Source organism: Gordonia hydrophobica NBRC 16057 (assembly GCF_001592365.1).
Lineage (GTDB): Bacteria > Actinomycetota > Actinomycetes > Mycobacteriales > Mycobacteriaceae > Gordonia > Gordonia hydrophobica.
Genome location: NZ_BCWU01000010.1, coordinates 73344 through 86039, shown reverse-complemented (window position 1 = coordinate 86039; position 12696 = coordinate 73344). Strand labels below are relative to the sequence as shown.

16 protein-coding genes are annotated in these 12696 nt (G+C 66.9%); 9 read left to right on the top strand and 7 right to left on the bottom strand.

Translation table 11 applies throughout. The features are described 5' to 3' along the window. Positions 1-96: 96 nt before the first annotated feature. From GH2_RS16405 to GH2_RS16390, 4 genes are all read left to right on the top strand, one after another. Complete coding sequence (locus tag GH2_RS16405) at positions 97-570, top strand: ArsI/CadI family heavy metal resistance metalloenzyme (RefSeq protein ID WP_066170393.1); 474 nt, start codon at positions 97-99, stop codon at positions 568-570. A 92-nt stretch (positions 571-662) separates the two neighbouring features. Beyond that, a complete protein-coding gene (locus GH2_RS16400; protein ID WP_066170390.1) occupies positions 663-1025 on the top strand; it encodes an ArsR/SmtB family transcription factor in 363 nt (120 codons plus the stop codon). Then, positions 1022-2113 carry an ACR3 family arsenite efflux transporter gene (arsB, locus tag GH2_RS16395; RefSeq protein ID WP_066170388.1) on the top strand — a complete coding sequence of 364 codons (1092 nt, stop codon included), beginning with the start codon at positions 1022-1024 and terminating at the stop codon, positions 2111-2113. The genes GH2_RS16400 and arsB overlap by 4 nt, the downstream gene beginning before the upstream one ends. Beyond that, positions 2110-2511 (top strand): arsenate-mycothiol transferase ArsC, encoded by a 402-nt coding sequence (locus GH2_RS16390; RefSeq protein ID WP_066170385.1) that lies wholly within the window; start codon positions 2110-2112, stop codon positions 2509-2511. Before arsB ends, GH2_RS16390 begins: the two co-directional genes overlap by 4 nt. A 48-nt stretch (positions 2512-2559) precedes the next feature. Here GH2_RS16390 and GH2_RS16385 read toward each other — a convergent pair whose 3' ends face one another. After that, complete coding sequence (locus GH2_RS16385) at positions 2560-2856, bottom strand: ArsR/SmtB family transcription factor (protein ID WP_280513290.1); 297 nt, start codon at positions 2854-2856, stop codon at positions 2560-2562. 119 nt (positions 2857-2975) lie between these two features. On the opposite strand from GH2_RS16385, the gene GH2_RS16380 reads away from it, so the two are divergent. Then, the gene (locus GH2_RS16380; RefSeq protein ID WP_084247563.1) at positions 2976-4223 is read left to right on the top strand and encodes an MFS transporter; all 1248 of its coding nucleotides are present in this window, start codon (positions 2976-2978) and stop codon (positions 4221-4223) included. On the opposite strand, the gene GH2_RS16375 is transcribed toward GH2_RS16380, so the two are convergent. Further along, positions 4201-4557, bottom strand: a complete 357-nt coding sequence (locus GH2_RS16375) for a hypothetical protein (protein WP_066170379.1) — start codon at positions 4555-4557, stop codon at positions 4201-4203. The genes GH2_RS16380 and GH2_RS16375 overlap by 23 nt on opposite strands. 217 nt (positions 4558-4774) lie before the next feature. Here GH2_RS16375 and GH2_RS16370 point away from each other — a divergent pair, with 217 nt between their 5' ends. Further along, positions 4775-5248: an SRPBCC family protein gene (locus tag GH2_RS16370; protein ID WP_066170374.1), complete on the top strand. Its 474-nt coding sequence runs from the start codon at positions 4775-4777 to the stop codon at positions 5246-5248. 374 nt (positions 5249-5622) lie between these two features. Here GH2_RS16370 and GH2_RS16365 read toward each other — a convergent pair whose 3' ends face one another. Further along, positions 5623-6396, bottom strand: a complete 774-nt coding sequence (locus GH2_RS16365) for a hypothetical protein (protein ID WP_066170371.1) — start codon at positions 6394-6396, stop codon at positions 5623-5625. Positions 6397-6475: 79 nt separating this feature from the next. Further along, complete coding sequence (locus GH2_RS16360; RefSeq protein ID WP_066170588.1) at positions 6476-8416, bottom strand: heavy metal translocating P-type ATPase; 1941 nt, start codon at positions 8414-8416, stop codon at positions 6476-6478. A 95-nt stretch (positions 8417-8511) separates the two neighbouring features. Between GH2_RS16360 and GH2_RS16355 the strand changes: the two genes are divergently transcribed. Beyond that, on the top strand, positions 8512-8895 hold the full coding sequence (locus GH2_RS16355) for an ArsR/SmtB family transcription factor (RefSeq protein WP_066170368.1): 384 nt from the start codon (positions 8512-8514) through the stop codon (positions 8893-8895). Positions 8896-8961: 66 nt separating this feature from the next. Further along, positions 8962-9189, top strand: a complete 228-nt coding sequence (locus GH2_RS16350) for a dodecin (protein WP_066170364.1) — start codon at positions 8962-8964, stop codon at positions 9187-9189. Positions 9190-9202: 13 nt separating this feature from the next. Here GH2_RS16350 and GH2_RS16345 read toward each other — a convergent pair whose 3' ends face one another. Genes GH2_RS16345 through GH2_RS16335 form a run of 3 tightly spaced genes read right to left on the bottom strand, consistent with a single transcriptional unit; the run spans position 9203 to position 12034 of the window. Beyond that, positions 9203-10225, bottom strand: a complete 1023-nt coding sequence (locus GH2_RS16345) for an Atu2307/SP_0267 family LLM class monooxygenase (protein WP_066170360.1) — start codon at positions 10223-10225, stop codon at positions 9203-9205. A 49-nt stretch (positions 10226-10274) separates the two neighbouring features. Beyond that, entirely contained in the window at positions 10275-11093 is an 819-nt protein-coding gene (locus GH2_RS16340) for an ABC-2 family transporter permease (RefSeq protein WP_066170358.1), read from the bottom strand. Continuing rightward, a complete protein-coding gene (locus tag GH2_RS16335) occupies positions 11090-12034 on the bottom strand; it encodes an ABC transporter ATP-binding protein (protein WP_066170354.1) in 945 nt (314 codons plus the stop codon). Before GH2_RS16335 ends, GH2_RS16340 begins: the two co-directional genes overlap by 4 nt. Before the next feature lie 191 nt (positions 12035-12225). On the opposite strand from GH2_RS16335, the gene GH2_RS16330 reads away from it, so the two are divergent. Beyond that, on the top strand, positions 12226-12690 hold the full coding sequence (locus tag GH2_RS16330) for a carboxymuconolactone decarboxylase family protein (RefSeq protein WP_066170352.1): 465 nt from the start codon (positions 12226-12228) through the stop codon (positions 12688-12690). Positions 12691-12696 lie beyond the last annotated feature (6 nt).

Sequence of the window (12696 nt, the reverse complement as noted above, 5' to 3'; positions counted from 1 at the left end):
CTCCAATCTACCGAATACTTTGACATACATCAAATGTTATGGGTTACAACGGAACAGTCGAATACTTCGACATTCATCAAAGCCTTGGAGGTTCTCATGTCCCGCGTTCAACTCGCTCTCAACGTCGACGACCTGGAAGCGTCGATCGCGTTCTACAGCAAGCTGTTCAACGCCGCCCCCTCGAAGGTCAAGCCTGGCTATGCGAACTTCGCGATCGATGAACCCGCACTGAAGCTGGTCCTGCTGGAGAACCGCGGCGAGGGTGGCACCATCAACCACCTCGGCGTCGAAGTCGACTCCAGTGAGACCGTGCACGGCGAGATCGCCCGCCTGGCCGGCGAAGGACTGTTCACCGAGGAGCAGATCAACACCACGTGCTGTTTCGCCACGCAGGACAAGGTGTGGGTCGGCGCTCCCGACGGTGAACGCTGGGAGGTCTACACCGTCCTGGCCGACTCGGACACTTTCGGTGAGGCACCCGCTCTCGCCGCGGAGGGCTCCGACCTGGGCCTGACGCAGGCTTCGCAGGGCGCGTCGACGTGCTGCACGCCAGCCTCCACGAGTTGCTGAAGCTACGTTGATCCCCAGTCGAGGAAGGGCGTCACCCTCTGGGTGGTGCCCTTCGCGTTGCACCCTATATCGACCAGTGTCAATATCGATGCATGTCGAAATCACTTGGGATCGAGGTCTCGCCGGTGCGGTGTTCGCCGCTGGTGCGTGAGCCGTTGACGCCCGAGCAGTCGGTGCAGGCGGCCGCGGTATTCAAGGCGCTCGCCGATCCGGTGCGGTTGCAGTTGTTCAGCTTGATCGCCAGCCACGACGGCGGTCAGGCGTGCGTGTGCGACATCTCCCCTGCGGTCGATGTCTCGCAGCCGACGGTCTCCCACCACCTGAAGGTCCTGAGGACCGCCGGGCTCCTGGAGTCCGAACGCCGCGGATCCTGGGTGCACTACCGCGTCGTGCCGACCGCCCTCGATATCGTCGCCGGCATCGTGGCACCGCTGACCGGGAAGGCCATGGCATGAGCGTCCAGACGCCGAGCCGCAGCGTCGCCGGGAAGTTGTCGACGCTGGACCGGTTCCTTCCGGTGTGGATCGGGTTGGCGATGGTCGCCGGGCTGCTGCTCGGTCGCCTCATCCCGGGCCTGAACACCGTCATCGACAAGATTCAGGTCGACGGGATCTCCCTGCCGATCGCACTCGGACTCCTGATCATGATGTACCCGGTGCTGGCCAAGGTCCGCTACGACCGCCTCGACACCGTCACCGGCGACCGCCGTCTGCTGGTGGGCTCACTGGTGCTCAATTGGGTCGTCGGCCCGGCGTTGATGTTCACCCTCGCATGGCTGTTACTGCCGGACCTGCCCGAGTACCGCACCGGCCTGATCATCGTCGGCCTCGCCCGCTGCATCGCGATGGTCATCGTCTGGAACGACCTCGCCTGCGGAGACCGGGAGGCCGCCGCCGTGCTGGTCGCGATCAACTCGGTGTTCCAGGTCCTGATGTTCGCCGTGCTGGGCTGGTTCTATCTGTCGGTCCTCCCCGGCTGGCTCGGTCTGGAACAGACAACCATCGACACCTCACCCTGGCAGATCGCCAAATCAGTGCTGATCTTCCTCGGCATCCCCCTGCTCGCCGGATACCTCAGCCGCAGAATCGGCGAACGCCGCCGCGGACGCGACTGGTACGAACAGACCTTCCTGCCTCGCATCGGGCCGTGGGCCCTCTACGGACTGCTGTTCACGATCGTGCTGCTGTTCAGTCTGCAAGGCGACCAGATCACCTCCCGCCCCGGCGACGTCGCACGCATCGCACTGCCACTGCTCGCCTACTTCGCAATCATGTGGGGCGGCGGATACACCCTCGGCAGGCTCCTGGGGATGGCCTACGAGCGGACGACCACACTCGCGTTCACCGCAGCGGGCAACAATTTCGAACTGGCGATCGCGGTCGCGATCGGCACCTACGGCGCCACCTCGGGCCAAGCCTTGGCCGGCGTCGTCGGACCACTCATCGAGGTGCCGGTCCTCGTCGCCCTGGTCTACGTCTCCCTCGCACTCCGAAAACGCTTCACCTCCACCAGTTCTCAACCCACCGGAAGCGACTTGCCATGACACCGTCCGTGTTGTTCGTATGCGTCAAGAACGGCGGTAAGTCTGTGATGGCCGCTGGCCTTCTGCGCCAGGTCGCCGGAGACACGATCGAGGTGTACTCTGCCGGCACCCACCCCGGCGCCGCCGTCAACACCCTCTCCGCCCAAGCCCTCGCCGAAGTCGGCGTCGACATCACCGGCCACATCCCCATCGGTATCGACCCGGCTTTGCTCGCCCGCGCCGACAAAGTCATCACCCTCGGCCGGGAAGCCGTCGTCGACGTCCCCGGCGTCACCGTCATCAACTGGGACACCGACGAGCCCTCCGAACGCGGCATCGACGGTATCGAACGCATGCGACTGGTCCGCGACGACATCGCTGACCGCGTCCGCAAGCTCAGCGCTGAACTCGCGCAGTAGCGCACCAAGCAGCGCAGTACCGACACTCGGCGATCTTGCCGCTCGCGACTATTCGTGATCAGGCAACCCAGCGATCTGATGATCAGCGGCGCTGAACACCTCGATCAACAGCGTTCGCACGTGCACCCCTCGAACGCTGTACAGGCTGCGACGACCGCTCTTGCGGGACTGGACGAGACCAGCGAGTTTCAGCTTCGCCAGGTGCTGCGACACCGCCGGTCGAGCCCCGCCCACCTGCTCGGTCAACTCCGTCACATCGCTCTCGCGCACACTCAGCGTCCACAGGATCCGCATCCGCGTCGGATCGGAGAGCATCCGCAGTAGGGTCGACGCCGCGTCGACGATCGCCGACGGAGGTCCTCCTGCACCCCATCCTTGATTTTCTTCATGTGCATACATGCGCACTAATATGACATATTGAGGCGGGGCCGTGCAGGACAAGACCGAGAATCGAGCGAACACCGATGACCGCGACACTGTTTCGAATCCGCGACTACCGGCATCTGTTCGGCGCGCAACTCGTTGCGCTCGCAGGCAACGGCCTCACCACCGTGGCGTTGGGCCTCCTCGCTTTCGCCCTCGCCGGCGACAACGCCGCGGCGGTCCTCGGCACCGCCTTGGCGATCAAGATGATCACCTATGTGACGATTGCGCCGATCGCCGGAGCGTACGCGACTCGATTCAATCGACGGCGCCTGCTGGTGATGCTCGACCTCGTGCGCGCCGGCGGCGTCGTCGCCTTGCCGTTCGCTGATCAGATCTGGCATGTGTACCTGCTCGTGGCCCTGATGCAATCGGCGTCAGCAGCGTTCACGCCGACGTTCCAGGCGACGCTGCCGGACATCCTTCCGAAGGAGGAGCACTACACCCGAGCCCTCTCGTACTCCCAACTGGCCTCGACGCTGGAAACCCTGCTCAGTCCCCTACTCGCCGCGGTCCTGATCAGCTTCATCGACTTCCATTGGCTGTTCGCTGCAACCGCGGTCGGCTTCCTGGCATCGGCGGTGCTGGTCGTCTCCAGCAGCATCCCCGACGCGGCGACCGGCGACGAGGACGACCTCGTCGACCGTATCCTTTCCGGCGTCCGAATCTTCGCCGCCACTCCCCGCCTGCGCGGATTGTTGGGACTGAACCTGACCGTCGCCGCGGTCGGGTCGATCGTCATGGTCAACACCGTCAATCTGGTGCAGCAGGATCTCGGACGTCCCGCAGCGGACGTCGCCTGGCTGCTGACAGCGAATGGGGCAGGTGTCCTCGTGGTCGCGCTCGCGATGCCGCACCTGCTCCGCCGAAGCACGGAGCGCACGATGATGATCACCGGCGCAACCATCATGACCGGCGCCGCCATCGCGCTTACCGCCTTCACGGTCGGCGTCGGCGACCGGTGGCCATGGCCGATCCTCATCGGCATCTGGACCGTCATCGGTCTCGGCAGCGGAGCCGTCCTCACCCCCGCCGGCAATGTGATCCGCCGATCGAGCGCACCCCACGAGCGGCCGGCGCTGTTCGCCGCTCAGTTCTCCCTGTCCCACGCCTGCTGGCTGCTGGCCTATCCCATCGCAGGCTGGGTCGCCACCGGTTTCGGGTACACCATCACCTGGACCATCCTGACCGTCCTCGCCGTACTCGGAACGACGGCGGCCCGATTCGCGTGGCGGGCCGACGAGGTGCTGCCGCGAACCTCCGCGGTCAGCGTCGCGGAGTCAAGGTGAACGATCCGATCACCGATCCACCGAGGTAGGCCGGGCCGCGGTAACCGCCGTGGCCGTCGCTGTTCATGAAGACCCGATGACCGGGGAAGAAGTCGACGTACCCGCCCCGAGGCGTCCGATGAATCGGGTAGCGACCGATGAGGACCAGGTCGCCACCCTGCACGCGGGCGGTGCGCTGCAGCAGAACGGTGCCGCCCGACCACGTGGTCGACGTGTACGTTCCCGCCTTGACGTCGGCGGATGCTTGGCCTGGAACAGCCAGGACGGTCGTGGCGCTGACGGCGGCCAGGATCGCGGCGGTTCGGGTGACGATCGGGCGGACATGTGTGAACATCGTCGACTCCTGTCAGATCGGGAGTTCGATCGTACGTCCCAGAAACCAACGTAATCTAGTACCGCACAAGCCGTTTACCACTCCATGACCTGCGAATAGGTGCAGTCGAGGCATCTCCGGCACGCGGTCGAGCGCGCATCGCCGACCGACGTGGTCCTGATGGTGCTCGAGTCCGGCATAGTGTTCATACCGAGACTCGAAGGAGAGCCGAGAAGCGATGACCGATGCCGCCGCCCGCGACTTCGCTGACGAAGTCGAGATCCTTGCCGACGCCGATCGGGTCTGGGCCCTGCTCAGCGATCCGGCCACCATGCCCAAGGCGAGTCCCGAACTGTTCTCCGTCACCCGGCTCTCCCGCCATCGCGGTCCCTTTCGCGTCGGTGAGCGCTTCGTCGGGTGGAATCGACGCAAGGCTGTCGTCTGGCCGACAGTGAGCCGCATCGTCACCGTCGAACCCGGACGAGAACTGTCGTGGCATACGACGACCAGCGGCGCCGTCTGGACATACACCCTCACCCCGACGGGCGAGACCACGATTCTGCGGGAGACGCGTCAGATGCCCGACGGCGCGCCACGGTTCGCCACGTGGTTCGGCAACACCCTGCTCGGCGGGATGGCGAATCACGCCGACGAACTCGAGACCCAGGTGTCGGCGACGCTCGCCTGGATCAAGGAACACGCCGAGCGCTGATGGGGACCCCTCATCGGACCACGCGACTGTTCGTGGTCGCTGCGGCGCTGATCGTCGCCGTCGTGCTGGCCGTGGTCGTACTCGTCAAAAACTCTACGGACACATCGCGGTGCGATCCACAGCGGACGACGGAGCGGGGTGGCGTCCGGCGTCACCGGAGATCTCTGTTGGCGCGTCGATCCCGCCGTCGACTCGTCCACTCCCCTTCGCCTGCTCGGCGGGGACGTCGTGGCGGTGATAACCGACCGCACCGGGACGTCGACCGACCCCGTGGATTGGCAGATCCGCGATGCCGACTCCGGCGAGATCCTCTCGTGCCGCCCCTGCGAGCCTCGCTCGACACGACGGTCGGTGCACCGTATGAATTCGCCCAGTCAGGCCACCCGCCCGTCGACGATCTGCTGCTTGATCTCGCGGTAGCCCGCGACCCGCGCCAGCACGTGGTCGGCAGCGGAATCGGCCGGTTCGGTCGACGCTGCTTCGACTCCGTACAGCATGGTGTTCAACTTGCGCTGCAGCTCGTCGCGCTGTGTTTGCGTCTGCGCTCGCTCGTCTTCCCTACGGAGCGAGTCGTCGATGAGTTCGGCTTCGTCGGCGCATCTGGAGATCAACTCGACCCGGCCTTGTCCGGTCTGGTCGAGAGCCCGCGCGGTGGCGACAGCGTCGTCGAGCAGTGCGCGGTCGGCCGGAGCCGGATCCGGTAGGGCACGCAGTTGGTCGGCAACGCCACGCAGTTCCTGAGCTCTGCCGAACGTCTGCTCGATACCGCGAATGTCGGCCGAGAAGTCGATGTCACCGAGCCAACCCTCTCGCGCGGCCCGGGACTCCCCGATCCGGTCGGCAGCGGCGATCGCCACCTCCACCAGCCCGGCATTGGTCTTCCCGAACAGCTCGACGCGCTGAGCCTTCGTCGCCGCGATCTGGGCGCGCCGCGTCTTCTCCGCCGCTGCCTCCCGCTTCTTTCGAGCCGTGGCGACGGCTTCGGCGACCAGCGCTCCGATCCATACGAGAACACCGAGACCGACGACGACGCCGATGCCGATCCACACTGGTTTCGGAATCTTCGTCAGCAGTCCGATCACCATCAGCAGGACGAAGATCCCCACCACTCCGACGCATCCGTCGTTGGTGTTCTTCCCCTTAGCCATGGCGTCTCTCCGATCGTCGCAGACTCGCATCCGGTGCGAGCATTCGCAACGTACAAGACGCCTCCGACAATTCCGGCGATCACCGCACGGCAGCCCGTGGCCACGCCGACCGGTGGAGCAGTCTGAGCCCGTTGAGGCCGACGATGACCGTCGAGCCCTCGTGACCTGCGACGCCGAGTGGCAGCGGCAGAGTGCCGACCAGATTCCAGATCACCAGAACCCCGATGAACGTCGCCGCGATGACGAGATTGGCGACCACGACACGGCGGGCGCGGCGCGCGAACGCCAGCGTCGCCGGTACCGCCGACAACTGGTCGCGAACGATGACCACATCGGCGGCCTGCAGCGCGAGGTCGGACCCCACACCACCCAGCGCGATGCCTGCGGTCGACGCCGCGAGCGCCGGCGCATCGTTGACGCCGTCACCGACCATGGCGACAGACCTGCCGCCGCCCTGCAGCGCCACCACCGCGGCGGTCTTGTCCTGCGGCAACAAGTCGGCCCGCACGTCAGCGATCCCGACCTCCGTCGCGACGCGTCGAGCACTCTGGGCGTTGTCTCCGGTTAGCAATACCGTCGAGGCGCCCAGTGCGGTCAGCGACACGACGGTGTCGGCGGCCTCCACACGGACAGCATCGGTGAAGCCGAGGAGCCCGATCGCGACCTCGTCCATGCCGACCACCACCACGGTCATCCCGTCGGCCTGCATCCGGTCGATCGCGTCGCGCGCCTCCGGGGCCAAGATCCCGCGGTGCCCGCGCGGTGCCATCACGGTCACCCGTCGGCCTGCGACGCGACCGCTGACGCCGGCCCCGGCGTGGGCGGCGAACTCGGTGGCCGCCGTCACCGCGAGCCCACGTCGGTCGGCTTCGGCGACCACCGCGGCTGCCAACGGATGCTCGCTGACCCGTTCGAGCGCGGCGGCCGACGCCACCACCTGGTCCGGATCGCCGTCGACGCTCCACACCTCGTTCACCACGGGACGACCGGTGGTGAGTGTTCCGGTCTTGTCGAACGCCACCGCGTCGACGGCCGCGAGGCGCTCCATCACCACCGCGGATTTCACCAGCACGCCGCGTCGGCCCGCATGCGCAATGGCCGCGAGCAGCGGCGGCATCGTCGCGAGCACCACCGCGCACGGCGAGGCGACGATCATGAACGTCATCGCCCGCAGCAGCGACGACTGCAGGTCGGCGCCGACGGCGAGCGGCACCGCGAACACCGCGAGCGTGCAGACCACCATGCCGAGCGAATACCGCTGCTCCACCTTCTCGACGAACAACTGTGCGCCCGCCTTGGTCTGCGAGGCCTGGGCCACCATGTCGGCGATGCGCGCGACCACCGAGTCGCCTGCCAGCCGCTCCACCCGGACGGTCAGCGTCCCCGACCCGTTGAGCGTCCCGGCGAACACGTCGTCACCGACCCGTTTGTCGATCGGCAGCGGCTCCCCGGTGATGGTGGCCTGGTCCACGTCGCTGACCCCGGAGACGACCGTGCCGTCAGCTGCGATGCGATCGCCCGGCCGAACCAGAATGCGGTCGCCGATCTGGAGCTCTGCGGCGTCAACGTCGCGCTCCCCATCGGGGCCGAGCACCGTGGCGGTGTCCGGCGCGAGGTGGAGCAGTCCACGGACGGAGTCCTCGGTCCGTGCCGTCGCGAACGCCTCGAGTGCGCCGGAGGTGGCGAAGATGACGATGAGCAGCGCGCCGTCGAAGACCTGCCCGATCACGGCGGCGCCGATCGCCGCGACGACCATCAGCAGGTCCACGTCGAGCGTCTTCTCGCGCAGCGCCTGGAGCCCGGCCAGACCGGGTTCCCATCCCCCGGCGGCATAGCAGGCGAGGTACAGCGTCCACCAGGTCCAGTCCGGCAGCCCCGTGAGGGACGCGGCCAGCCCCGCGAGAAACAGTGCCGACGCGAGCGTCGCCCACCGGACCTCGGCGAGGTCCCACAGGCGCGTCCGGTGCGCGGCGCCGGCGCGTCGGCGCAGCGCGTTCGGCACGGCGTGATCCGTGATCATGCTGGTCATCGGCGCTCCTTGTCGACATGTGTCACTGACGACCCCAGCATATATGAACAGCTATTCATATGAATGATCGGCGGTAGGCTGTCGCCATGGGACATCGGATGACCGGCGGCGATTCGAGCAGTTCACCCCTCGACGCCGCGACGGCCGAGCGCGTCGCCACCACGCTGCAGGCACTCGCCACGCCGAGTCGGCTGCTGATCCTGTCTCATCTGAACGCCCGGTCGATGGCGGTGGGCGAACTCGCCGACGCCGTCGAGATGGAGCCGTCCGCGGTCTCCCACCAACTCCGCCTGCTTCGCAACCTCGGGCTGGTGGTCGGCACGCGTGAGGGACGCAGCATCGTCTACCGGCTGTACGACGTGCACGTCGCCCAACTCCTCGACGAAGCCGTCTACCACAGCGAGCACCTCCGGATGGGCATCGCCGACACGCCCGTGTCGGCGGCCACCGGCGTGGCCGCCGACGTTTGATTCCGGTCGGGCATCGACCGCACGCGATCGGGCCCGCGCCGACGCCGACCGTGGCAGCATCGGCACATGGGCACAAACACGTATCGAGTCATCGACGTCGTCGGCTCTTCTCCCGAAGGCAGCGACGCCGCCATCCGCAATGCGATCGCTCGAGTCAGCGAGACCACCCGCAATGTCGAGTGGTTCGAGGTCGTCGACACGCGCGGTCACGTGGTCGACGGCGCCGTCGCGCACTTTCAGGTGACGTTGCGCGTCGGCTTCCGCATCGAGCCGGGCGACTCCCCAACCGACTGACGTCCGGCGCACGTCAGGACAGCATGTCCTTGACCATCGGGACCACCGTGTCACCGTAGAGCTCGATCGATCGCAGGTGCGCCCCGTGCGCGACGGGTTGGTCGTACTTGAGGTCGAACCTGTCGACGCCGAGCGTGCGAACGGTGGTCGCGATCTTCGTCGCGACCGTCTCCGGTGATCCGACATAGAGTGCGCCGGAGTCGATCTCGCGCTCGAAGTCGCCCGCCGACGGCGGCGGCCAACCCCGTTCGCGGCCCATCTGGGTCCGCATGGCCAACCAGCCGTCGTGCACCAGATCGCGGGCCTGCGCGTCGGTGTCCGCGACGAGCCCCGGCGAATGCACGGCGACCGGCCGGCGCGGCACCTCGAACTCGTCCTGCGCACGCCCGAAGAGATCGATGTAGGCCGAGAAGCGCTCGGCGGGACCGCCGATGATCGCGAGGAACAGCCCCAGCCCGTGGCGGGCGGTCCGCACCACCGACTCGGGACTGCCGCCCACGCCGACCCAGGCGCGCAAGCCACTCGCGGTGGTCGGGAAGACCCGCTGCTCCTGCAGGGACGCGCGGGTACTCCCCTGCCAGGTGACCGGCTTCTCGGTCAGGAGTTGAACCAGCAGTGCGAGCTTCTCCTCGAAGAGCACGTCGTAATCGGCGAGGTCGTAACCGAAGAGCGGGAACGATTCGATGAACGACCCGCGACCTGCGACGATCTCGGCCCGACCGTTCGACACGGCGTCGAGAGTGGCGAATCGCTCGAAGACGCGGACCGGGTCGTCGGAGCTCAGCACGGTGACCGCGGAGCCGAGGCGGATCCGCTCCGTTCTGCCCGCGACGGCCGCCAGCACCATTTCGGGGCTCGACACCGCGAAGTCGGGGCGGTGATGCTCACCGACCCCGAAGAAGTCCAGTCCCACCTGGTCGGCGACGACCGCGTCCTCGACGATGTCGCGAATCACCTGCGGGTGCGGCAGGTAATCGCCGTCCGCGTCGCGGGTGAGGCCGCCGAAGGTGTCCAGACCGAATTCGATGTCGCTCATGTCCGGAACCAACAGCGGCCGCTCACGGAAGATTCCCCGCCCGCGACGCTCACGCGTCCCGGCGTCGCACCAGCACCCACGCGATCGCCAGCACCACCGCGACCTCAGCGACGAGCACCGCCAACCCCGGCCATGCCGACAGCAGTTCCGGATTGAACGGAACCGGAGAGGAGATCGCCTGACCGGCGTTGCCCGGCATGAGCTTGCCGAGCCAGTCACCGACCGTGCCGGGCACCATCATCACCATGTTTCCGAGGATCAGAATGACGGCGAGGACCAGCGTGATGGTGCCTGCGGTATGGCGGGCGATGAAGCCGACTCCCACGCTGAGCAGTGCGATGCAGGCGAGGAAGAGCCCGCTGCCGTACATAGAGCGGAGAACGTCGCCCGCCAACGGCAGGCCGATGCCTTCGCGGGAGAGGAAGTAGTTCCCGCCGACGTACCCGAGGAGCGCGGTGGCGGTCCCGACGACGAACATGAGCGTCGTGATCAGCACCGACTTCGCGAGCATCACGGTGCCCCTCGACGGGACTGCCGCGAACGTCGCCTGGATCATCCCGGTGCTGTACTCGCTGGTGACGCACAAGGCGCCGAGAACGACGGCGCAGATCTGCGCGATCATCATGCCCCACGTGATGAACGATCCGGGCGACTCGTCAGCGGTACCGCCTGCGAGCCAGGCGGCGTTCGCCGCGCACAGGATCACGGTGAGTCCTGCGCCCAGGATCACGGTGGCACCGAGCGTCCACCAGGTGGACCGCACCGAGGCGAGTTTGATCCATTCGGAGCGCAGGACGTCGACGAGGCCGGGAACGCGCACCGGTGCTCGGTCCGTCTCATGGGTGATGGAAACAGCGGTGGCAGTCATCGGAGCGCTCCTTGGGCGACGAGATCGGATGTCGGTCGAGCAGTGTCGGCGCGGTATTCCACCGACTCTGCGGTCAGTGCCATGAACGCTTCTTCGAGCGACGACTGCACTGCGGTGAGTTCATGAACACGAACGCCTGCGTCGAACAGCAGATCTCCGACGGCCTCGGCGCCGAGTCCACTCACTCGCAGCTCGTCGTCGCCTTCGGTGAGTTCCGCGGCGACGCCGGTCAGCGCGGCGCGCGCCTGCACCCGGTCGCGGGTCCGGATCCGTACGTAGCTCGGCGCGTGACCGGCCATGAACTCGGTCATCGGATCATCGGCCAGGATGCGCCCCTGCCCGATCACCAGCAGGTGATCGGCCATCAACGCCATCTCGGTCATCAGATGCGACGAGACGAAGACGGTCCGCCCCTCGTCGGCGAGCTGTCGGCACAGGTGCCGCACCCACCGAATGCCCTCGGAATCGAGTCCATTGACCGGCTCGTCGAGGATGACGACCGGCGGATCGCCGATCAACGCGGACGCGATCCCGAGTCGCTGGCGCATGCCGAGGGAGAACTTGCCCGCACGTTTGTCGGCCACCTCGGTGAGGCCGACCTGCGCCAGGATCTCGTCGACCCGAGCGTCGGGAATCGCATTGGTCGCCGCGAGCCATCGAAGGTGGTTGCGAGCCGATCGTCCGGGGTGGACCGCGTGGGCCTCCAGCAGTGCGCCCACCTCGCGCAGCGGTGCGACCGAGTCCTCGTGCGGGACACCGTTGACGGTCACAGCGCCGGACGTCGGTCGGTCGAGTCCAAGAATCATGCGCATGGTGGTCGATTTCCCGGCGCCGTTCGGTCCGAGGAAGCCGGTCACCAAGCCCGGTTTCACGGCGAAGTCCAGACCGTCAACCGCGGTCTTGTCGCCGTACTTCTTTGTGAGTTCACGTGCCCTGATCACCGTTGTGCTCCTTCGCCGTCGTTCATGGCTCTGAGCCTCCTCCGGTCGGCGCCGATCCACATCGGGGAGCGCACCCACCTCGTCCCCGGTTGTTTACTCAGGGTTCGTTGTTCTCTCAGGGTTCTCCTGGAGTCACCCCGTCGGGAGCGCTCCAGCAGCGAACCCGCGTCGCCCTGGCTACGGTGAGCACCATGCCAACATCCCGCGTCAGCATCGACAAGCAGACTCCGAGCGCTTACCGAGCCCTGGTCAAGGTCTCCACCGAGATCGCGGCCGCTGCCGAGTCCGCCGGGTTGCCCCGCGCGGTCATGGAACTGGTCAACATGCACTGCTCGCAGCTCAACGGCTGCGCCTTCTGCCTCTCGGTCCACCGCGAGGACGCTGTGGCGGCGGGTCTGTCGGCGCAGCAGTTGGCGGTGCTCCCCGCGTGGCGCGACGCCCCAAATCTCTACACCGACGAGATGCGTGCGGCACTCGAGCTCGCCGAGATCGTCACGACACTGCCCAACCACGACGACGCGAACTGCGCGTACGAGCGTGCCGCCGACATTCTCGACGCCGACCAGATCTCGGTCGTGATCTGGGGTGCGACATCCATCAACGCCTTCAACCGGGTGTCGATTCTGAGTCGATACAACGTGCATCCTCGCCCGTGATCCGCA